Consider the following 21700-nt stretch of genomic DNA (forward strand, 5'->3'; position numbering starts at 1 on the left):
CGCCGCAGACCTTCCGGACCCGCCATGACCGACACCACCGCCCAAGACCTGCTGTCCGATCCGCACAGCCCCATCGCCGCGCTCACGCCCGGCGTCAAGGCCAGCGTGCTGGCCGAGGCGCTGCCCTACATCCGCCGCTTCCACGGCAAGACCATCGTGGTCAAGTACGGCGGCAACGCCATGACCGACGAGCGCCTGCAGCGCGGCTTCGCGCACGACGTGGTGCTGCTCAAGCTGGTGGGCCTGAACCCGGTGGTGGTGCACGGCGGCGGCCCGCAGATCGACGACGCCTTGAAGCGCGTCGGCAAGCAGGGCACCTTCGTGCAGGGCATGCGGGTGACCGACGCCGAGACCATGGAAGTGGTCGAATGGGTGCTGGGCGGCCAGGTGCAGCAGGACATCGTGATGATGATCAACGAGTTCGGCGGCAAGGCGGTGGGCCTGACCGGCAAGGACGGCGGCCTGATCCGCGCCCGCAAGATGCTGATGCCAGACAAGAACAACCCCGGCGCGCACTTCGACCTCGGCTTCGTGGGCGAGATCGCGTCGATCGATCCTTCGGTGGTCAAGGCGCTGCAGGACGACCAGTTCATCCCCGTCATCTCGCCCATCGGTTTCGGCGACGACGGCCTGGCCTACAACATCAACGCCGACCTGGTGGCCGGCAAGATCGCCGAGGTGCTGCGCGCCGAAAAGCTGGTGATGATGACCAACACCCCCGGCGTGCTCGACAAGAGCGGCAACCTGCTGACCGGCCTGACGGCGGCGCGCATCGACGAACTGTTCGCCGACGGCACCATCTCCGGCGGCATGCTGCCTAAGATCTCCTCGGCGCTGGAAGCCGCCAAGAGCGGCGTCAATTCGGTCCACATCGTCGACGGCCGCGTCGAGCACTGTCTGCTGCTGGAGATCCTGACGGCCCAGGGGGTCGGCACGATGATCCGTTCGCACTGATGACGAAAACGCTGCTGGTCAGCCAGGTCGCGGCCGCCGCCACCGGCGTGCCGGCGCTGTCGGCCGAGTACCGCACGCAGATCCGCCGTCCGCTGGGCCGGGTGCGCCGGAGCCGCCGGCCGCCGGGCGACACGCGCCCGGTCTGGTTCTTCGACCTCGACAACACGCTGCACGACGCTTCCCACGCGATCTTTTCCCACATCGACCTTTCCATGACCGAGGCCGTCATGGAAACGCTGAACCTGAGCCGGGAAGAAGCCACGGCGCTGCGCAAGCGCTACTGGCAGCGCTACGGCGCCACGCTGATCGGCATGGTGCGGCACCACGGCGTGTCGTCGGCGGAATTCCTGCACCGGAGTCACAATTTCGACGTCAGGCCGCTGGTGCGGGCCGACAAGGATTTGCGTAACCGTCTGTCACGGCTGCCGGGCCGGAAGGTGTTGCTCACCAACGCCCCGCACAACTACGCCCGCAGCATTCTCAGGCATCTGGGCATCCTGCATTGCTTCGACAGCATGTGGGCGGTGGAAGACATGCGCTTCCACGGTGATTTCCACGTCAAACCCTCGGTCGCACTGATGCGGCACGTCATGGCGCACGAAGGAGTGAGTCCCCACCGCGCGGTACTGGTGGAGGACACCGTGGCCAATCTGAAGGGAGCAAAGAGAGCCGGGATGTGTACGGTTTATGTCCGTCACCGGGGTACGCCTTTTGCTAATTTTCATCACGGACGCCCGATTTGCGTCGGTCTTACAGTAAACTCCGTCAGTCACTTATTGTTACAGACTCGCGCGATCCGGCGAACATAGCTCGCTCTTACATCACACCGGCCGGGCGGCGAATCTCTACTGAACGGATTCAACCACGACATGGCCGCAAGTAAGTCGGGTGAACGTAAGACCCAAATCCTCAATACCCTGGCCGAGATGCTCGAGCATCCCAAAGGGGAACGCATCACCACCGCCGCGCTGGCGGCTCGCCTGCAGGTGTCGGAAGCGGCCCTGTACCGGCATTTCGCGAGCAAGGCGCAGATGTTCGAGGGTTTGATCGAATTCATCGAGAATTCGATTTTCGGCCTGATGAACGTCATCGCCGAAACCGAGACCAGCGGCGTGGTGCAGACCCGCAAGGCCATCGTGATGCTGCTGTCGTTCTCGGAGCGCAACCGCGGCATGACGCGGGTGCTGATCGGCGACGCCCTGGTGTCGGAAGACGACCGGCTCCAGGAGCGCATGAACCAGTTCTTCGACCGCATCGAGGCCTCGCTGCGGCAGTGCCTGCGCACTGCGCTGGCCCTCAACGAACTGCCGCCCACCGACGACATCCACGCGCGGGCCAACCTGATCCTGCACTTCGTGCTCGGGCGGTGGCATCGGTATGCCAAGAACGCCTGGAAAAAGCCGCCTACCGAATATCTGGATACTCAGATGCGGATTTTGTTGGCTTGATGGTTCTTGAGTTCTTGAGCGTCCGCCGGGGTGGGGGCGGGCCTGTGAGGCGCTGAGAGGAGTCGGTCCTTCAGCCCCTCGGGGGGCTTCCGGACACCGCTTCGGCCCGCTCGTACGGGCCCGTCCGGGCCCTTCCTTCGCGTGCGCCCCGCTCGCCTCCTATGCGCCCCACAGGCCCGCCCAACGGGCTCCGAACGCCTAAAGAACGCTATCCCGCCCGCGCAATAATCAATCCACCCGCCGCCCACACACCGTACACCCGGGATCACGCGCCACCCGGACTTCATGCCAGTGCATGCGCAGGGCATCGAGCATCAAGAGGCGTCCCGTCAGCCCGGTGCCGGCGCCGGTCAGCACCTTGATGGCCTCGGCCGCCTGGGTGGCGCCGATGATGCCTACCAGCGGCGCGAATACGCCCATGGTGGCGCAGCGCACTTCTTCGACGTCTTCGTCGTCGGGGAACAGGCAGTGATAGCACGGCGCGTCGTCGCGCCGCAGGTCGAAGGCGCTCACCTGGCCGTCGAAACGGATCGCCGCGCCCGATACCAGCGGCGTGCGGTGCCGCACGCAGGCGCGGTTGATGGCGTGGCGGGTGGCGAAGTTGTCGGTGCAGTCTAGCACCACGTCGGCCGCCGCCACCTGGGCGTCGAGCGCCTCGCCGTCGAGCCGCAGCACCAGCGTTTCGATCGCGATGGTGGGATTGATGGCGGCCAGCGCCTGGCGGCCGGATTCGGCCTTGTACTGGCCGACGCGCTCGGTGGTATGCAGGATCTGGCGCTGCAGGTTGGTCAGGTCGACACGGTCGTCATCGGCCAGCACCAGGGTGCCCACGCCGGCCGAGGCCAGGTAGAGCGCGGCCGGCGAGCCGAGGCCGCCGGCGCCCACGATCAGCGCCCGGGCCCCCAGCAGCCGCTCCTGCCCTTCGACCCCGAGGTCGTCGAGCAGGATGTGCCGCGAGTACCGCAGCAGCTGGTCGTCGTTCACTGCGCCGGGGAGGGGGCGGGCGCAGGCGCGGGGGCGGGCACGGCCTTGTCGGGCGGCGTGGTGGGCGCGACCGGCGCCGGCTTGGCTTCCTCTGCCTTCTGCGCCGGGGTCTTGTTGCGCTCGGCCACCTCGGCGGCGGCCTTGGCCACGTCTTCCGCCTTGGCCAGCTGCACCGGCTTGCCTTCCAGCAGGTTCAGCGCCTGCTGCAGCTGGAAGTCGTCCGGACCGCCCAGCTCGATCGGCTTGATGGCGCGCTGCTCGGCCGCCTTGGCGGGGTCGAGCGGGGCCGACTTGATCTCGTGGTTGGGATCGCGGTCATTGCTCAAGTGCTTGGCCAGGTCGGCCTCGCGCGGCCGTTCGAACAGGTCGCCGGTGGCCGTTTCGGTAACCGAGTAGTCCGGCACGATGCCCTGCGCCTGGATCGAGTTGCCGCTGGGCGTGTAGTAGCGCGAGGTGGTCAGCTTGATGGCCGAATCGCGCGAGATCGGCAGGATCACCTGCACCGAGCCCTTGCCGAAGGTCTGCGTGCCCAGCACCTTGGCGCGCTTCTGGTCCTGCAGCGCGCCGGCCACGATTTCCGAGGCCGAGGCCGAGCCGGCATTGACCAGCACCACCAGCGGCACCGTGCGCGCCCAGGCGGGCAGGCGCTTGATGTAGTCGTCGCGGCCGCGTAGGTAGTCGGCCGGCACGGTTTCGTAGGTGCGCTGGGCATCCGGCGTGCGGCCCTTGGTGGAGACCACCAGCGTGTCGGGCGGCAGGAAGGCCGAGGCCACGCCGATCGCGCTGTGCAGCAGGCCGCCCGGGTCGTTGCGCAGGTCCAGGATCAGCGACTTGGGCGCGCCGTTCTTGCCCAGGCGTTCGAGGTGGGTGACGAGGTCGGCGCCGGTCTGCTCCTGGAACTGGGCGATGCGCACGTAGCCGGTGCCGGATTCCAGCATCTTGCTGCGCACGCTCTGCACCTTGATGATGTCGCGCTGGATGGTCAGCACCAGCGGCTTTTCGACATCCTTGCGCACCAGGGTCAGCACGATGCTGGTCTTGGGCTTGCCGCGCATCAGCTTGACGGCGTCGTTCAGCAGCAGGCCCTTGGTGGACTTGTCGTCGATCTTGACGATCAGGTCGCCCGCCTTGACGCCGGCGCGGGCGGCGGGGGTGTCTTCGATGGGGGAGATGACCTTGACGAAGCCGTCTTCGGTGCCGACCTCGATGCCCAGGCCGCCGAACTCGCCCTGGGTGGCGGTCTGCATTTCGCGGTAGGCGTCGGGGTCGAGATAGGCCGAGTGCGGGTCCAGGTCGGACAGCATGCCGGCGATGGCGCCGTCGATCAGCGTCTTGTCGTCGACCGGCTCGACGTAGTGCTTCTTGATGGTGTCGAACACCATCGAGAACTGCCGCAGTTCTTCGAGGGGCAATGGGCCACGGGTTTCGCGCTGTGCGACCGCGGTCAGACCGACGCTGACCAGGATGCCGGCGATCACGCCCATGCCGACCAGGCCGACACTGCGAAATTTGCTTTTGCTGCTGCCCATGTATTCCTCCGGGGCCACGGTGCGATGTGCCGATTGGACATCCATTGCGGCCTGCGGGTTCTCGTAGAGGTCCAAAAAGTGGAAAAACGCGGCTGAACGCGGCGGCGCGAGCCGCCGGCGATCAGGATATCCGGGACCCGGCGGTCAGCGCAACGTGGCCCATTTGAGCGGGTCCACGGGCGCGCCGCCTTGCCGGATTTCGAAGTATAGGCCCGATTCCGACTGGCCTCCCGTCGCGCCTACGCTGGCGACCACGTCGCCGGCGCGCACGTCGTCGCCCACGTGGCGCAGCACCGACTGGTTGTTGCCGTAGATCGACAGGTACTGGCTGCCGTGGTCGATGATCAGCAGGTTGCCGAAGCCGCGCAGCCAGTCGGCAAACACCACCTTGCCGGCCGCCACGGCGCGCACCTCGGTGCCCTCGGCGGCGCGGATGAACACGCCGCGCCAGGTGCCGCCCTCGCCGCGCTGGGTGCCGAAACGGCCCACGACCTCGCCCCGCACCGGCAGCCGCAGGCGGCCCCGCAGCTTGACGAACTGGCCGTCGAGGCTGGCGTCGGGCAGCGCGTCGTTGCGCGCCACCGCTTCGTCGCGCGGCGGCGGGGGCGGCGCCGGGCGGGCCGGACCGGATGCGCCCGCCTGGCGTTCGGCGGCGGCGCGCCGGGCCGCTTCCGCCGCCCGCCGGGCCTGTTCGGCGCGGCGCGCCTGCTCGGCACGCCGGCGGGCCTCGGCCGCCTTGCGCGCCAGTTCGTCGATCACCCGCGCCAGCCGCTGTTCGTTGCGCGCCACGCTGGCGGCCTCGCGCCGCTGGGTGTCGAGCTTGGCGGAAATCGAATCGAGCACCTTGCGCCGTTCGGCCGACTGCCTGACCAGTTCCTGGCGCTCGCCGTTTTCCTCGGCCGCCAATCGTTCCAATTCTTCGCGCCGGGCCTGGGCCTGGCTGCGCAGGTCGCCCAGCTGCGCCAGTTCTTCCTGCAGCGCCGTCACCGCCGCCGCCCGTTCCTGCGACACGTAGCCGAGATAGGTCAGGTTGCGGCCCAGCTGCTGCGGATCGTCGCCCGACAGCAGCGCGCTCCACGGCGACAGGCCGGCGCCGGCGTACTGGCGCCGCATCAGGTCGGCCAGATGGGCGCGGCGGGCGTCGACGTCGGCCTGCCGCTCGGCGATGGCGGCGTCCTGCCGCGCCAGTTCGGCGGCGGCGCGCTTGCGCTGCTCGGCCAGTTCGGCCAGCCGGCGGTTGGCGCGCGAGATGGCCTGTTCGGAGGCTTTCAGCGCGTCGGCGGCGTCGGCGTGGGCTTCTTCGCGCTGGGCGATGTCTTTGCGCAAGGCTTCCAGCCGCCGCTGCAGCGCCTCGCGTTCGCGGGCGACGGCGGCCGGGTCGGTGGACGACTGGGCCGGCATGGCCGGGCCCGGGGCCAGCCAGCCGGCGGCCGCCAGGGCGAGGGGCGGCGCCAGGGCCCGCAGGCGCCTCACTTCGCCTTGGCCTTGCCTTGCGCAGCCACCGCCGCCAGCGCGGCGGCGATTTCGTCGGGATCGCCCAGGTAGTAGTGCCTGATCGGCTTGAGCTCGTCGTCGAATTCGTACACCAGGGGCTGGCCGGTGGGGATGTTGAGCTTGACGATGTCTTCGTCGGAGACGCCGTCCACGTGCTTGATCAGCGCCCGCAGGCTGTTGCCGTGGGCGGCGATCAGCACCCGCTTGCCGGCCTTGATGGACGGCGCGATGGTTTCCTGCCAGTAGGGCACCACGCGGGCGACGGTGTCTTTCAGGCATTCGGTGGCGGGCAGCTCGGACGGCGCCAGGTCGTGGTAGCGGCGGTCGAAGCGCGGGTGGCGTTCGTCGTCGTAGGGCACGGGATCGGGCGCGATCGCGTAGGCGCGGCGCCAGATCAGCACCTGTTCCTCGCCGAACTTGGCGGCCGTCTCGGCCTTGTTCAGGCCCTGCAGGGCGCCGTAGTGGCGCTCGTTCAGGCGCCAGCTGTTGCGCACCGGCAGGTACATGGCGTCCATCGTGTCGAGGGCGATCCACAGCGTGCGGATGGCGCGTCGCAGCACCGAGGTGTAGGCGAGGTCGAATTCATAGCCTTCCCGCTTGAGCAGTTGGCCGGCCTTGCGGGCTTCTTCGCGGCCTTTTTCGGTCAGGTCGACGTCGGTCCAGCCGGTGAAGCGGTTTTCCAGGTTCCATTGGCTTTCGCCGTGACGCATCAGGACGAGTTTGTGCATGTGAGTAGGCGGCGGGCCGCGAAAGTGAATGAAGGTTGAATACAATCCGTCGGCGCCGTCGGGGCGCGGCACCCGGCCGGGCTTGAAAACGGCGCCGGAACCGCGACATTTTATAATCCCGCGGCAGGAACGCTTTTACGCCCGCCGTATGACACCCGGCGCCCCGGAAAAGCTCCCGTCCGCGCCGCGCCTGCGGGCATCCACTATCAAGGCATCTCGTGAAATTCCTCATCGATAACATTTTCCTGGTCGCGCTGGCGGTAGTGTCGGGCGTGATGCTGCTGTTGCCGTCGCTGCGCGGCGCCCGGCAGGGCGGCGCGATCAGCCCGTCCGAGGCCACCCAGCTGGCCAACCAGCGGCAGGCGGTCTTCGTCGACGTGCGGCCGGCCGAGCAGTACGCCGGCGGCCATATCGCCCAATCGCGCAACGTGCCCGCGGCCGAGCTGGAGCAGAAGGCGGCCGGGCTGCCCAAGAACCGGCCGCTGATCGTGGTGTGCGGCAACGGCCGGGATGCCGCCAAGGCGGCTGCCAGACTCAAGGCGCAGGGCTTCGGCGAAGTCGTTTCCCTTGCCGGCGGCTTGGCCGGCTGGGTCCAGGCAGGCATGCCGATTTCCGGAACCCCCCCTACGCGCTGAAGGGAGGCCCACCCCTGCGCGGCCAGAGGCCGCTCCCCCTCGAAGGGGGCGGCGCTGGCGGACCGGCAAAGCCGGATCCGCGGCGTCCACGGTGGGGTCTGGCATGATTGATGCGACGGATAGTCAGGGTCATGAAAAGGTAGGGTGATGTAATGAAGCAAGTGGTGATGTATTCCACGGGGTACTGTCCGTACTGCCAGCGCGCCGAAATGCTGCTCAAGCAGCGCGGCGTGGCGGAAATCGAGAAAATCCGCGTCGACATGCATCCGGAACTGCGCCAGACCATGATGGAGCGCACGGGCCGGCGCACGGTGCCGCAGATCTACATCGGCGACACGCACGTCGGCGGTTTCGACGACCTGGCCGCGCTCGACCGTGCCGGCGGGCTGATGCCGCTGCTCAACGACTGAAGCCGGCGGCCGGCTGCTGCGCCGGGCGGCGCCCCGTATCGCGCGCCACGTTTTTCCTCATGCCGGCTCGGGCTCGCGCCCGGCCGGTCCAGCCGTCAGGCTTCCCGTTTTTCGCGAATTGGTCTCATGTCCGATAATCAAGAGCAGCAGCAGTCCGCCCCCGTGTTCAACATCCAGCGCGTCTACCTGAAAGACCTCTCGCTGGAACTGCCCAACGCGCCGCAGATTTTCCTGGAAACCGAGCAGCCCGCGGTCGAGGTGTCGATCGACGTCGGCGCGCAGGCGCTGGCCGAAACGGTGTTCGAGGTCAGCGTCACCGCTACCGTCACCACCAAGATCGGCGACAAGGTGCTGTACCTGGTCGAAGGCAAGCAGGCCGGCATTTTCGAAGTGGCCAACCTGCCGCTGGAACAGCTCGATCCGGTGCTCGGCATCGTCTGCCCCGGCATCGTCTACCCCTATCTGCGCGCCAACGTGGCCGACGCCATCACGCGCGCCTCGATGGCGCCGCTGCACCTGGCCGAGGTCAACTTCCAGACCATCTACGAACAGCGCCTGGCGGCCGCGCAGCAGCAACAGCAGCAGCCGGAGCAGGGCGGCGACAGCGGCCTGATCCTGCCGCCGGGCGCGCGGCACTGAGCGGCATGCCGGCCATGCAGGCGGATGGCAAACCGGGGCTGCGGGTCGGCGTGCTCGGCGCCGGCAGCTGGGGCACCGCGCTGGCCGCGGCCAGCGCGCGCGCCCATCCCACCGTGTTGTGGGCGCGCAATCCGGCCTTCGCCGACCAGCTCGCCCGCGGCCGCGAGAATACCCACTACCTGCCCGGCATCCCGCTGCCCGCCGCGCTGCGCGTGACGGGGGACCTCGACCGCCTGCTGGCGCATCTGCACGGCCCGGACGCCGAGGCGCTGGTGGTGCTGGCGGTGCCGATGGCCGGGCTCGACGCCGCCTGTCACGCCGTGGCCGCCGGCTTGGCGCGGCACGGGCTGGCGCAGGCCTCGGTGGTCTGGGCCTGCAAGGGCATCGACGCCGTCACCGGCCGCCTGCCGCACGAGATCGCGGCCGACCATTTCGGCGCGCTGCCCGGCGTCTCCACCGGCGTGCTGTCGGGGCCGTCGTTCGCGCGCGAGGTCGCGCAGGGCCTGCCGGTGGCGCTCACCGTCGCCAGCGCCGATCCGGTGCTGCGCGACCGCGTGGTATGCGCGCTGCACGGCGGCGCCATCCGCGTCTACGGCAGCGACGACGTGGTCGGCGTCGAGGTCGGCGGCGCGCTGAAGAACGTGATCGCCATCGCCTGCGGCATCGGCGACGGCCTGTCGATGGGCACCAATGCGCGCGCCGCGCTCATCACCCGCGGGCTGGCCGAGATCAGCCGGCTGGGCGTCGCGCTGGGCGCGCGGGCCGAAACTTTCACGGGCCTGACCGGCCTGGGCGACCTGATCCTCACCGCCACCGGCGACCTGTCCCGCAACCGGCAGGTCGGCCTGGCGATCGGCCGCGGCCGTCCGCTCGACGCCATCCTGGGCGACATGACGCAGGTGGCCGAAGGCGTGCGCTGCGCGCCGGCCGTGCTGGCGCTGGCCCGCCGGCACGGCATCGACATGCCCATCACCGAGGCGGTCTGCGCCGTGCTGTTCGACCGCGTGCCGCCGCAGGAGGCCGTCTCGCGCCTGCTGGCGCGCGATCCCCGATTCGAAGGCGGGGATCGATGATCGCTTCGGTTTGCGTGTATTGCGGCGCCAGCGCCGGCAACCAGCCCTGGTATGCCGAGCTGGCGCGCGAATTCGGCGCCACGCTGGCGCGGCGCGGCCTGGGCCTGGTCTACGGCGGCGGCAGCGTCGGCCTGATGGGCGAACTGGCCGATGCCGCGCTGGCAGCCGGCGGCAAGGTCACAGGCGTCATTCCGCAGCAATTGTGGGACCGCGAAATCGGCCACCGCGGCCTGACCGAGATGTTCGTGGTGGCTTCGATGCACGCCCGCAAGGCGCGCATGGTGGAGCTGTCCGACGCCTTCGTCGCGCTGCCCGGCGGCTACGGCACGCTCGACGAATTGTTCGAGGTGCTGACCTGGCAGCAGATCGGCTACCACCACAAGCCGGTGGGCCTGCTCAACGCGAACGGCTACTATGACAGCCTTATTGCGTTTGCGCGCCACGCCCACTCACAAGGTTTCGTGCGCGCCGTCCATCTCGATGCGCTGATCGTCGACACCGAGATCGGACGCCTGCTGGACCGGCTGGAGAACGCGCGCCCGGTCCAGGTGGACCGCTGGTCCTCACAGGGCGACGAGGTCTGACGCCTCGCCGCCGCAAAACACCCACGGAGATACCCCCATGACAGTACGTCGTTCCCCCGCGTCGGGCCGTGCCGGCCTGCGCCGCCGCCTGCTGGGCGCCGCCCTGGCCGCGGCGGCGGCCGGCGTCGCCGCCGCGCCCGCCCAGGCCCAGTCCGACTGGCCTAGCAAGCCGATCCGGCTGGTGGTGCCCTTCCCGGCGGGGTCGTCGCCCGACATCATCGCGCGCGTGATCGCGCAGCCGCTGGGCAAGGCGCTCGGCCAGGCCATCGTGGTCGACAACCGCGCAGGCGCCGGCGGCAACATCGGCACCGCCAACGTCGCGCACTCCGCGCCCGACGGCTACAGCGTGCTGTTCACCATCAACGGGCCGCTGGCCACCGCGCCCGCGCTGTACACCAAGCTCAACTACGATCCGCTCAAGGATCTCGCGCCCGTCACGCTGGTGGCCACCAGCCCCAACGTGCTGGTGGTCGACCCGGCGCTCAAGGTCAACTCGGTGGGCGAGTTCACCTCGCTGCTGCGCAAGGAGCCGGGCAAGCTGAACTACGGCTCGGTCGGTGCCGGCAGCTCGGCCCATCTAGCGATGGAACTGCTCAAGGGCCGCGAGAACCTCGACATCCTGCACGTGCCGTACGCCGGCTTCCCGCAGGTCATCACCGCCATCCTGGGCGGCTCGGTGCAGGCCGGCTTCATGGTGCCGGCGATCGCGATGCCGCAGGTCAAGGAAGGCAAGGTCAAGGCGCTGGCCGTCACCAGCCTGCAGCGCAGCCCCTCGCTGCCCGACATTCCCACCATGGCCGAACAGGGCGTGCCCAATTTCGAGGTCATCTCCTGGCAGGCCATCCTGGTGCCGGCCGGCACGCCCAAGCCCATCGTCGACCGGCTCAACACCGAACTGGTCAAGATCATCCGCAGCGACGAAGTGCGCAAGCAGCTGGACGCGCAGTACTTCACCGCGGCCGGGTCGACGCCGGAAGAACTGACGGCGCTGATCAAGAAGGAAACGCAGACGCTGGGCGCCGTGATCAAGCGCCTGAACCTGACGCTGGACTAAGGACCCCCCTACGCGCTTACGCGCGCCCCCCAGGGGGCGATGCGAGCGGACCGGCGGAGCCGGATCCGCCGCATCCTGGGTGTTGGGTTCTTGACCTCCGGTTTATGGGCGCAAGTGAAGGAAGCGCGCCAGCGCGGTGTCTACGGTTTTCATGGTGGGTGCGTCGATGCGGCCGCCGACGCGTGTCCGGGGCACGGTGGTGGCCTTGTCTATCATCACTTGGGAGGTCGTGCGCAGGCCCTTTTGCGGCAAGGGTTCCACGGTGATGCGTATCAGGTTCGCCTTGCGGATATCGCTCGTCAGCGGCAAGACGGTCACGGACGGGATGGCGTCGAAGGCGTCGTGCTGGACGCCTGCCCACTTCTAACTTCTATATTCCGCCGGCGTAGCCCTGCTGCCGCCAGGCTTCGAATACCGCTACGGCCACCGCGTTGGACAAGTTCAGGCTGCGCTGGCCCGGGCGCATGGGCAGGCGCACGCGCTGGCCGGGCGGGAAGCGGTCCCGCACCTCGGGCGCGAGGCCGGCGGTTTCGCTGCCGAAGACGAGGGCGTCGCCGGGCGCGAACGAGATGTCACCCAGCGGGCGCGAGCCGCGCGTGGTGAAGGCGAAGCGGCGGCCGGTGGCGGCGCCGGTGGCGGCGAAGGCGGCGTCGATGTCGTCGTGCACCTCCACCGCCGCCCATTCGTGGTAGTCGAGGCCGGCGCGGCGCAGCTTGGCGTCGTCCAGTTCGAAGCCGAGCGGACGTACCAGGTGCAGCCGGACGCCGGTGTTGGCGGCCAGGCGGATCACGTTGCCGGTGTTGGGCGGGATTTCGGGCGAGACGAGTACGACGTGGAACACGGTGGTCCTGCGGAAAAGTGGGGCGTCAGCGGCCGCCGGCCGCCTGCGGCGATGTTGCGTCGGCTGTCTGCGCCGCCGATGCCGCACCGGCCGGCGATGCGGCGGCCGTTGGCGTATCGCCCGCCTGCGGCGCGCCGTTGCCGGGTTGCGCAGCGCCGATCGGCGGCGGGATCTGCGACGGATCCCAGCCCCCGCCCAGCGCCGCGATCAGTTGCACGCTGGCGGTCAGCCGGCTGCCGAGCAGCGTCAGCATCGTGCGCTCGTTGTTCAGCGCCGAGGTCTGCAGCGTGGCCAGGCTGAGGTAGTCGATCAGGCCCGACTCGAACTGGTTGTTGGCCAGCCGCAGCGACTCGCGGGCGGCGTCGAGCGCGCGCTGCTGCACGTCCTGCTCCTGCGCCATCACGCGCAGCTGCACCAGATAGTCTTCCGTCTCGGCCAGCGCCGACAGCACCGTCTGCCGGTAGGCGGCGACCTGCGCGTCGTAGGCCGCGCGGGCCTGCTCGACCTGCGAGCGGCGCAGGCCGGCGTCGAAGATCGGCGCGGCCAGCGCCGGGCCGAGCGACCAGAAGCGCGCCGGCGCCGTCAGCCAGTCGGCAAAGCTGGAACTGCGATAGCCCAGGCTGGCCGACAGGGTCAGGCTGGGGAAATAGGCCGCCTGCGCCACGCCGATGCGCGCGTTGGCGGCCGCCACCTGCCGCTCGGCGGCCGCCACGTCGGGACGCCGCTCCAGCAGCTCGGACGGCAGGCCGACCGGGATGTCGGGCAAGGCCGGGTTCAGCGGCGCCGCGGCCAGGCTGAAGGTGGAGGGCGGCTGGCCGGCCAGGATGGCGATGGCGTGCTCCAGCTGGGCGCGCTGCCATTGCAGGTCGATCGCCTGGGCGCGCGCGCTTTCGAGCTGGGTGCGGGCCTGGGCGATGTCGGCGCGGGCGCTGACGCCGGCCGCGTAGCGGTTTTCGTTGAGCCGCAGCGAACGCTCGTAGACCCGGATCGTGGCCTCCAGCAGGCGTTCCTGTTCGTCCATCACGCGCAGCTGGAAATAGGTGCGCGCCAGCGTCGACTGCGCGCTGAGCCGGGCGGCGCCCACGTTGGCGGCGCTGGCCTGGGCCGACGCGGTGTCGGCCTCGACGCTGCGGCGGATGCTGCCCCACAGGTCGGCCTCCCAGCTGACGCCGGCGTTCAGGCTGAACTGGTTGCGGATGTTGCTGCCGCCGCTTCCGCCATTGTTGATGATGGTGCCGTTCGAATTGGTGGTGACGCTGCTGCTGGCGCCGGTGCCGCTGCGCGTGGCCGAGGCGTTGCCGGTCACGGTGGGATACAGCCCGGCGCGGGTGCCGCGGATCAGCGCCAGCGCCTGCCGGTACTGCGCCTCGCTTTGCGCCAGCGTCTGGTTGGCGGTTTCCACCTGCGCCATCAGGCCGTCCAGCACCGGGTCGCCGTAGATGCGCCACCAGTCGCCGCGCAGCGCCGTGTCGGCCGGCTCGGCGCGCTTCCAGCCGGCCGCCTCCTTGAATTCGGCGCCGGTGGCGGCCTGCGGCCGAACGTAGTCGGGCCCGACCGCGCAGCCGGTCAGCAGCGCGGCGAACAGGACGGCGGCGAGGGCGGCGGGCGCTCTCATAGATTATCTCCGGGCAAGACCAGGGACGCCGGCGGCGGGTTCCTGCCCCAGCGCTGCAGCGCCCAGTGGCGCATGCGGTCCAGGTACAGGTAGACCACCGGCGTGGTGTACAAGGTGAGCAGCTGGCTGACGAGCAGCCCGCCGACGATGGTGATGCCGAGCGGCTGGCGCAGCTCGGCGCCGGCGCCGGTGCTGACCACCAGCGGCAATGCGCCCAGCATGGCGGCCATGGTGGTCATCAGGATCGGCCGGAAACGCATCAGGCAGGCCTCGAAGATCGCGTCGCGCGGCGCCAGCCCGCGCCGCCGCTCGGCGTCGAGCGCGAAGTCGACCATCATGATGGCGTTCTTCTTGACGATGCCGATCAGCAGGAACACGCCGATCAGCGCGATCAGCGTGAACTCGCGCTTGAGCACCATCAGCGCCAGCAACGCGCCGATGCCGGCCGACGGCAGGGTCGACAGGATGGTCAGCGGGTGGATGTAGCTTTCATACAGGATGCCCAGCACCAGGTACATGGTCAGCAGCGCGCCCAGGATCAGCCAGGGCTGCGCGCTCAGCGCCGACTGCAGCGCCCCCGCGCTGCCGCCGAAGCCGGCCTTGATGCGGGTGGTGGGCAGGTTGATGCGCGCCACCGCTTCCTGCACGGCGCGCGTGGCTTCGTCCAGCGACACGCCGGGCGCCAGGTTGAATGAGATCGTGTCGGCCGCGAACTGCGCGTCGTGGTTGACGCGCAGCGGTGCATTGGTGGTGGTCCACTTGGCGAAGGCCGACAGCGGCACCCGGTTGCCGTCGGCGGTGATCACGCTGACCTGCTCCAGCGCGTTGGCGTTCTGCGCGAAGCGCTGGTCCACCTCCATCACCACCCGGTACTGGTTCAGCGTGTTGTAGATGACCGAGACCTGGCGCTGGCTGAAGGAGTTGTTCAGCGCGCCGGCGATCAGCGACATGTCGACCCCGAGCCGGGTGGCGGTCTCGCGGTCGATCTGCAGCGAGATCTGCTGGCCGCGGTCTTCCACGTCGGTGTCCACGTCGGTCAGCTGCGGCACCGTGGCCAGCGCGCGCGACACGCGCGGCATCCACTCCCGCAGGTCGCTCAATTCGGACGCGCTGAGCGTGTACTGGTAGCTGGAGTTGGTGCTGCGGGCGCCGATGCGGATGTCCTGGTTCGGCATCATGAACATGCGCGCGCCGGGCACGTTCGAAAGCCGGCCGCGCAGCCGGTTCATCACGTCGTCCACCGACACCTTGCGTTCGGCCAGCGGCTTGAGCTGGATCATCATGAAGCTGGTGTTGCTGCCGCCGCGGCCGCCGCTGTAGCCCACCATGCTCTGCACCGCCGGGTCCGACAGCACCACCTTGCGGAAATATTCGAGCTTGGGCCGCATGGCCTGGAACGAGGTGCCCTGGTCGGCGCGCACGAAGCCCATCAGCTGGCCGGTATCCTGCTGCGGGAAGAAGCCCTTGGGCACCTTGATGTACAGGTAGACGTTCAGGCCGATGGTGGCCACCAGGATCACCAGCGTCAGCAGCGCGTTGGCCAGCGCCCAGCGCAGGCTTTTCTCGTAGCCGCGCGTAAGCGCCGCGAAGCCGCGTTCGAGCGCGCGCGCCACGCGGCCGGGCGGGCGCGCGGGCCGCGCGCGCAGCATGCCGGCGCACATCATGGGCGTGAGGGTGAGCGACACCGCCAGCGACACCAGGATCGCCGCCGACAGCGTGACCGCGAACTCGCGGAACAGCCGGCCCACGATGTCGCCCATCAGCAGGATGGGAATGAACACCGCGATCAGCGAGATGCTCATCGACAGCACCGTGAAGCCCACCTCGCGCGAGCCTTTCAGCGCGGCCCGCAGCGGCGACAGCCCTTCCTCGATGTGGCGCGAGATGTTCTCCAGCACCACGATGGCGTCGTCGACCACGAAGCCGGTGGTCACGATCAGCGCCATCAGCGAAATGGTGTTGAGCGAAAAGCCGCACAAATACATCACGGCGAAGGTGCCGACCAGCGACACCGGCACCGCCACGCTGGGGATCAGCGCGGCGCGGCCGTTGCGCAGGAACAGCAGCACCACCATGATGACCAGCCCGACCGCGATGATCAGCGTGTGCTCGGCCTCCGTCAGCGAGGCGCGGATGCTGGGCGTGCGGTCCTGGGCGACGGTCATTTCCACGTCGGCCGGCAGCAGCGCGCGCATCTGCGGCAGCTCCGCGTTGATCTGGTCCACCGTCTCGATGATGTTGGCGTCGGCCTGGCGGCTGACCACCAGCAGGATGGCCGGCTGGTTGTTGTAGAAGCCCATGTTGAACAGGTCTTCCACCGAATCCTCGACCTTGGCGACGTCGCTCAGGAACACCGGCGAGCCGTTGCGGTAGGCGACGATCAGCTGGGCGTACTCGGCGGCCTTGCGCAGCTGGTCGTTGGTCGACACCAGCCACGAGGTGTTGTCGTTCTCGAGCACGCCCTTGGGGCCGCGCGCGTTGGCGTTCGACAGCGCGTTGCGCACCTCGTCGAGCGCGATGCCGTAGTGGTTGAGCAGCGTCGGGTTCAGTTCGACCCGCACCGCCGGCAGCGAGCTGCCGCCGACTTCCACCTCGCTCACGCCCTTGGTCTGCGCGATGCGCGGCGCCATGATGGTGGCGCCGACGTCGTACAGCTGGCCCTGGTCCAGCGTCTTGGAGGTCAGCGCCAGCACCATGATGGGCGCCGAGGCCGGGTTGCGCTTGTTGTAGGTGGGGTTGCTGCGCAGCGCCGACGGCAGCATGTTGCGGGCGGCGTTGATCGCGCCCTGCACGTCGCGCGCGGCGCCGTCGATGTCGCGGTCCAGGTCGAACTGCAGCGTGATCCGGGTCGAGCCCTGGCTGCTGCTGGAGGTCAGTTCGTTGACGCCGGCGATGCTGCCAAGCGCGCGCTCCAGCGGCGTGGCCACGCTGGAGGCCATGGTTTCCGGGCTGGCGCCGGGCAGGCTGGCCGACACCGAGATGACCGGATAGTCAACCTGCGGCAGCGGCGCCACCGGCAGCTTGACGAAGGCCAGCGCGCCGGCCAGCACCACCGCCAGGCTCAGCAGCGCGGTGGCCACCGGGCGGACGATGAACGGCGCCGACAGGTTCACGCCAGCCTCCCTTCCTCGTCCACCGCCACCGGCTCGCGGCGGCGATTGAAGCCGAAACGGTGCGACAGGCGGTCGAACATCAGGTAGATGACCGGCGTGGTGAACAGCGTCAGCAGCTGGCTCAGCAGCAGGCCGCCCACCATCACGATGCCCAGCGGCTGGCGCAGCTCGGCGCCGGTGCCGGTGCTCAGCACCAGCGGCACGGCGCCGAACAGCGCGGCGCAGGTGGTCATCAGGATCGGCCGGAAGCGCAGCAGCGCCGCCTGGTGGATGGCGTCGCGCGGCGCCAGGCCCTGGTGGCGCTCGGCATCGAGCGCGAAGTCGATCATCATGATCGCGTTCTTCTTCACGATGCCGATCAGCAGGATGATGCCGATGATGCCGATCATGTCGAGGTCGGTGCCGGTCAGCATCAGCGCCAGCAGCGCGCCCACGCCGGCCGACGGCAGCGTAGACAGGATGGTGACGGGGTGGATGTAGCTTTCGTACAGCACGCCCAGCACGATGTACATCGTCGCCACCGCCGCCAGGATCAGCAGCAGCGTGCTGTCGAGCGATGAGCGGAAGGCCTCGGCGGCGCCCTGGAAGCGGGTCTGGATGCCGGCCGGCATGCCGATTTCCTGCTCGGCCTGGGTGATGGCGTCGACCGCGTCGCTGAGCGAGGCGCCGTGCGCCAGGTTGAACGACACCGTGGCCGACGGGAACTGCCCCAGGTGGCTGATGGCCAGCGGGGTGGTGCGCTCGGACACCTTGACGATGCTGGTCAGAGGCACCTGCTTGCCGTCGCCGGTGGCCACGTAGACCTGCGCCAGCGAGCCCGGATCCTGGCGGAACTGCGGCTGCGCCTCCAGCACCACGCGGTACTGGTTGGACTGCGTGAAGATGGTGGAGATCAGCCGCTGGCCCAGCGCGTCGTACAGCGCGTTGTTGATCGCGGCCGCCGTGATGCCCAGCCGCGACGCCGCGTTGCGGTCGATCTCCACATAGGTCTGCAGGCCCTGGTCCTGCAGGTCGTGGGCGACGTCGGCCAGCATCGGCAGCGTCTGCAGGCGGTCGACCAGGCGCCGGGTCCAGGTGCCCAGCAGCTCCAGGTCGGGATCCTGCAGCGTGAACTGGTACTGGGTGCGGCTGACCTGGTCTTCGATGGTGAGATCCTGCACCGGCTGCATGTACAGCTTGATGTCGCCCAGCTGCGCCAGCTTCGGCGCCAGCCGCGCGATCACCTCGGCCGCGGTGGCCGTGCGGTCGCGGTGCGCCTTCAGGTTGATCTGCATGCGCCCGCTGTTGAGGGTGGCGTTGCTGCCGTCCACGCCGATGAACGACGACAGGCTTTCGACGTCGGGATCCTGCAGCACCACTTCGGCCGCCGCCTGCTGGCGGCGCGCCATGGCGGCGAACGAGACGGTGGGCGGGGCCTCGGTAATGGCCTGGATCACGCCGGTGTCCTGCACCGGGAAGAAGCCTTTCGGGATCACGGCGTACAGCAGCACCGTCAGCAGCAGCGTGCCCAGCGCCACCAGCAGGGTCAGCGGCTGGTGCGCCAGCACGCGGGTGAGCATGCGGTCGTAGCCGCCGATGATGCGGTCGAACACCGCGCCGCTCTTGCGGTAGAAGCGCGTCTGCTTTTCTTCCGGGATGTGGCGCAGGAAGCGCGAGCACATCATCGGCGTCAGCGTGAGCGATACCAGCAGCGAGATGAAGATCGCCACCGCCAGCGTGATGGCGAACTCGCGGAACAGGCGGCCGACGACGTCACCCATGAACAGCAGCGGGATCAGCACCGCGATCAGCGAGAAGGTCAGCGAGATCAGCGTGAAACCGATCTGCGCCGCGCCCTTCAGCGCGGCCTGGATCGGCGGCTCGCCTTCCTCCAGGTAGCGGGCGATGTTCTCGATCATCACGATGGCGTCGTCGACCACGAAGCCGGTGGCGATGGTCAGCGCCATCAGCGTCAGGTTGTTGACGCTGAAGCCCGCCAGGTACATCACGCCGAAGGTGCCCACCAGCGACAGCGGCACCACCACGCTGGGAATGATGGTGGCCGTCAGGTTGCGCAGGAAGACGAAGGTGACCATCACCACCAGCGCGATCGACAGCATCAGTTCGAACTGCACGTCGCTCACGGAATCGCGGATGGTGTCGGTGCGGTCCGACAGGATCTTCACGTCGAGCGTGCTGGGCAGCGAGGCCTGCAGGCCGGGCAGCAGCGCGCGGATGCTGTCCACCACGTCGATCACGTTGGCGCCCGGCTGGCGCTGGATGTTGAGCAGGATGGCGGGGCTGGCGTCGGCCCAGGCCGCCTGGCGGATGTTCTCGGCGTCCTGCACGGTCTCGGCCACGTCGGACAGGCGCAGCGGCGCGCCGTTCTCGTAGGCGATGATCAGGTCGCGGTACTGGTCGATGGTCTTGAGCTGGTCGTTGGCGTCGAGCGTGGTGGCGCGCGTGGGGCCGTCGAAATTGCCCTTGGGCTGGTTGACGTTGGCGCCGGTGATGGCGGTGCGGATGTTGGACAGGTTCAGGCCGTGCGCCGCCAGCGCCTGCGGATTGGCGCGGATGCGCACGGCCGGCCGCTGGCCGCCGGCGATGCTGACCAGGCCCACGCCCGATACCTGCGCGATGCGCTGCGCCATGCGGGTGTCGACCAGGTCGCGCACTTCGTACAGCGGGAGCGTGGGCGAACTGATGGCCAGCGTCAGCACCGGCGTGTCGGCCGGGTTGACCTTGTTGTAGATCGGCGGCGCCGGCAGGTCGCTCGGCAGCAGGTTGGAGCCGGCGTTGATGGCGGCCTGCACTTCCTGCTCGGCCACGTCGAGCGCCAGGTCGAGGTTGAATTTCAGCGTGATGACCGAAGCGCCGCCCGAGCTGGTGGACGACATCTGGTTCAGGCCCGGCATCTGGCCGAACTGGCGTTCCAGCGGCGCCGTCACCAGCGAGGTCATCACGTCGGGGCTGGCGCCCGGGTACAGCGTGACGACCTGGATGGTGGGATAGTCGACCTCGGGCAGGGCCGACACCGGCAGCAGGCGGTAGGCGATGATCCCGGACAGCAGCAGCGCGATCATCGCCAGCGTGGTGGCGACCGGGCGGAGGATGAATATCCGCGACGGATTCATCGGGCACCCGGTGCGCGCGCGCCCGGCCCGCGCGCGCCGGCCGCCGGCGGGCTGGCGCCGCCGCCCTGCAGCTGGCTGCCGGCCTGGCCGGGGATGGGATCGGCCACCACCTCGACCTTGGCGCCGTCGCGCAGCCGGTCGAGGCCGTCGGTAACCACCCGTTCGCCGGGTTTCAGGCCCTCGTCGACCGCGATGCGCTCGCCGTCGAGCAGGCCCAGCTTGACCACCCGCATCTGCACCGTGCCGTCGTCGCCCACCACGTACACATAGGTGCCGGGCGTGCCGCGCTGCACCGCCGCGGCCGGGATGACGGTGGCGCCCTGCAGCGTGCGCACGTGCAGCCGCACGTTCAGGAACTGGTTCGGGAACAGGCTTTCATCCTTGTTCTCGAAGCGGGCCTTGAGCTTGACGGTGCCGGTGGTGGTGTCGATCTGGTTGTCGACCGTGGCCAGCACGCCGTCGGCGATGTGGTGCAGGTCGGCGCGGTCCCAGGCCTGCACCGTCAGCTGGTGGCCGGCCCGCAGTTCCCGCAGCACGTCCGGCAGGTCGCCTTCGGCGATGGTGAACAGGATCGAGATCGGCTGGGTCTGGGTGATGATGACCAGGCCGTTGGCGTCGCCGCTGCTGACCAGGTTGCCCTGGTCGACCTGGCGCAGGCCCAGGCGTCCGGCGATCGGCGCCGTGACGCGCGTGTAGTCGAGCTGCAGCTTGGCGTTGTCGACCGCGGCCTGGTTGGTTTTCAGCGTGCCTTCGTATTGGCGTACCAGCGCCGCCTGCGTGTCGACCTGCTGGCGGGCGATCGAATCCTGCGCGAACAGGGTCTGGTAGCGCTGCAGGTCGCGCCGGGCATTGTCGAGCTGCGCCTGGTTCTGCTGCAGCGCGCCTTCGGCCTGCGCCAGCTGCACCTGGAAAGCGCGCGGGTCGATCTGCGCCAGCAGGTCGCCAGCCTTGACCAGCTGGCCTTCGCGGAACAGCACCTTGAGCAGTTCGCCGTCGACCCGGCTGCGCACCGTGACCGTATTGAAGGCGGTGACGGTGCCCAGCGCGCGGATGAAGACGTCAAGGTTTTCGGCGCGCGCCGCCTCGACCTTGACCGGCGTGGGGGGCATCGGCATGGCGGCGCCCGCCGCCGGCCGGCCGCCCGCCCGGCCTCCGGGGCGGCCCGCCTGGCCCTGCCGGGCCTGTTGCCCTGGCCCGGCCGCATGCCGGTGCGACCACCACCAGACCGCCGCCGCGGCCAGCACGAGAATGGCGATCAACCACGGCCAGCGGCGCCGGCGAAGGCCCGCATCGCGGGCGATGGGCGCCGGGCCGGGCGCCGGATCGGGAGGAGTGTCTGCCATGAGGGGGTTCGGATGGTTCTTGGGTGAGCCGCTAAGGTAGACCAGAAGCGGGCGCGATTCGACGCGCGCGGCCGGTTTTGAAATCGATGGAAATCGTTTTGTGTATCGTGAAAGCAGACAATGCCTGTCCATTGCGGTTCACG

The 21700-nt window shown here is 69.3% G+C and carries 18 protein-coding genes and 1 pseudogene; 9 read left to right on the top strand and 10 right to left on the bottom strand.

Annotated elements, in window-relative coordinates; all coding sequences use genetic code 11:
• Positions 1-24: 24 nt before the first annotated feature.
• From argB to slmA, 3 genes are read left to right on the top strand one after another with little or no spacing between them, the layout of a single operon-like run.
• Positions 25-954 carry an acetylglutamate kinase gene (gene argB, locus ABD927_RS03235; RefSeq protein WP_345246270.1) on the top strand — a complete coding sequence of 310 codons (930 nt, stop codon included), beginning with the start codon at positions 25-27 and terminating at the stop codon, positions 952-954.
• A complete protein-coding gene (locus ABD927_RS03240; RefSeq protein WP_345246272.1) occupies positions 954-1763 on the top strand; it encodes a pyrimidine 5'-nucleotidase in 810 nt (269 codons plus the stop codon). The genes argB and ABD927_RS03240 overlap by 1 nt, the downstream gene beginning before the upstream one ends.
• Positions 1764-1823: 60 nt before the next feature.
• Positions 1824-2402 carry a nucleoid occlusion factor SlmA gene (slmA, locus tag ABD927_RS03245; RefSeq protein WP_345246274.1) on the top strand — a complete coding sequence of 193 codons (579 nt, stop codon included), beginning with the start codon at positions 1824-1826 and terminating at the stop codon, positions 2400-2402.
• A gap of 228 nt (positions 2403-2630) precedes the next feature.
• On the opposite strand, the gene ABD927_RS03250 is transcribed toward slmA, so the two are convergent.
• From ABD927_RS03250 to gpmA, 4 genes are all read right to left on the bottom strand, one after another.
• Complete coding sequence (locus ABD927_RS03250) at positions 2631-3386, bottom strand: HesA/MoeB/ThiF family protein (protein WP_345246276.1); 756 nt, start codon at positions 3384-3386, stop codon at positions 2631-2633.
• Positions 3383-4915 (bottom strand): S41 family peptidase, encoded by a 1533-nt coding sequence (locus ABD927_RS03255; protein WP_345246278.1) that lies wholly within the window; start codon positions 4913-4915, stop codon positions 3383-3385. The genes ABD927_RS03250 and ABD927_RS03255 overlap by 4 nt, the downstream gene beginning before the upstream one ends.
• Positions 4916-5059: 144 nt before the next feature.
• Complete coding sequence (locus ABD927_RS03260; protein ID WP_345246280.1) at positions 5060-6388, bottom strand: murein hydrolase activator EnvC family protein; 1329 nt, start codon at positions 6386-6388, stop codon at positions 5060-5062.
• Positions 6385-7137, bottom strand: coding sequence for a 2,3-diphosphoglycerate-dependent phosphoglycerate mutase (gene gpmA, locus ABD927_RS03265; RefSeq protein WP_345246282.1), 753 nt, complete (start codon positions 7135-7137; stop codon positions 6385-6387). The genes ABD927_RS03260 and gpmA overlap by 4 nt, the downstream gene beginning before the upstream one ends.
• A gap of 275 nt (positions 7138-7412) precedes the next feature.
• Between gpmA and ABD927_RS03270 the strand changes: the two genes are divergently transcribed.
• The 6 genes from ABD927_RS03270 to ABD927_RS03295 all read left to right on the top strand — a co-directional run bounded on the left by ABD927_RS03270 (position 7413) and on the right by ABD927_RS03295 (position 11532).
• Positions 7413-7772: a rhodanese-like domain-containing protein gene (locus ABD927_RS03270; RefSeq protein ID WP_345246490.1), complete on the top strand. Its 360-nt coding sequence runs from the start codon at positions 7413-7415 to the stop codon at positions 7770-7772.
• Between the two features lie 152 nt (positions 7773-7924).
• Positions 7925-8182, top strand: a complete 258-nt coding sequence (gene grxC / locus ABD927_RS03275; protein ID WP_345246284.1) for a glutaredoxin 3 — start codon at positions 7925-7927, stop codon at positions 8180-8182.
• Positions 8183-8308: 126 nt separating this feature from the next.
• Positions 8309-8821, top strand: coding sequence for a protein-export chaperone SecB (secB, locus tag ABD927_RS03280; RefSeq protein WP_345246286.1), 513 nt, complete (start codon positions 8309-8311; stop codon positions 8819-8821).
• Positions 8822-8835: 14 nt separating this feature from the next.
• Positions 8836-9894, top strand: coding sequence for an NAD(P)H-dependent glycerol-3-phosphate dehydrogenase (locus tag ABD927_RS03285; RefSeq protein ID WP_345246492.1), 1059 nt, complete (start codon positions 8836-8838; stop codon positions 9892-9894).
• A complete protein-coding gene (locus tag ABD927_RS03290) occupies positions 9894-10478 on the top strand; it encodes an LOG family protein (protein WP_345246494.1) in 585 nt (194 codons plus the stop codon). The genes ABD927_RS03285 and ABD927_RS03290 overlap by 1 nt, the downstream gene beginning before the upstream one ends.
• Before the next feature lie 37 nt (positions 10479-10515).
• Positions 10516-11532 (top strand): Bug family tripartite tricarboxylate transporter substrate binding protein, encoded by a 1017-nt coding sequence (locus ABD927_RS03295; RefSeq protein WP_345246288.1) that lies wholly within the window; start codon positions 10516-10518, stop codon positions 11530-11532.
• A gap of 102 nt (positions 11533-11634) precedes the next feature.
• Here ABD927_RS03295 and ABD927_RS03300 read toward each other — a convergent pair.
• The 6 genes and pseudogenes from ABD927_RS03300 to ABD927_RS03325 all read right to left on the bottom strand — a co-directional run.
• Positions 11635-11871 (bottom strand): annotated as a pseudogene (locus ABD927_RS03300) (type II toxin-antitoxin system PemK/MazF family toxin); the annotation flags it as partial.
• Between the two features lie 31 nt (positions 11872-11902).
• Positions 11903-12373, bottom strand: a complete 471-nt coding sequence (locus ABD927_RS03305) for a tRNA (cytidine(34)-2'-O)-methyltransferase (RefSeq protein ID WP_345246290.1) — start codon at positions 12371-12373, stop codon at positions 11903-11905.
• A gap of 25 nt (positions 12374-12398) precedes the next feature.
• A complete protein-coding gene (locus tag ABD927_RS03310; protein ID WP_345246292.1) occupies positions 12399-13988 on the bottom strand; it encodes an efflux transporter outer membrane subunit in 1590 nt (529 codons plus the stop codon).
• Entirely contained in the window at positions 13985-17101 is a 3117-nt protein-coding gene (locus ABD927_RS03315; protein WP_345246294.1) for a multidrug efflux RND transporter permease subunit, read from the bottom strand. Before ABD927_RS03315 ends, ABD927_RS03310 begins: the two co-directional genes overlap by 4 nt.
• Entirely contained in the window at positions 17098-20214 is a 3117-nt protein-coding gene (locus ABD927_RS03320) for an MdtB/MuxB family multidrug efflux RND transporter permease subunit (protein WP_345246296.1), read from the bottom strand. The genes ABD927_RS03315 and ABD927_RS03320 overlap by 4 nt, the downstream gene beginning before the upstream one ends.
• Positions 20211-21557 (bottom strand): MdtA/MuxA family multidrug efflux RND transporter periplasmic adaptor subunit, encoded by a 1347-nt coding sequence (locus tag ABD927_RS03325; RefSeq protein WP_345246297.1) that lies wholly within the window; start codon positions 21555-21557, stop codon positions 20211-20213. Before ABD927_RS03325 ends, ABD927_RS03320 begins: the two co-directional genes overlap by 4 nt.
• Between the last annotated feature and the right edge of the window lie 143 nt (positions 21558-21700).

The organism is Pigmentiphaga soli (genome assembly GCF_039541095.1).
Taxonomy (GTDB): Bacteria; Pseudomonadota; Gammaproteobacteria; order Burkholderiales; family Burkholderiaceae_B; genus Pigmentiphaga; species Pigmentiphaga soli.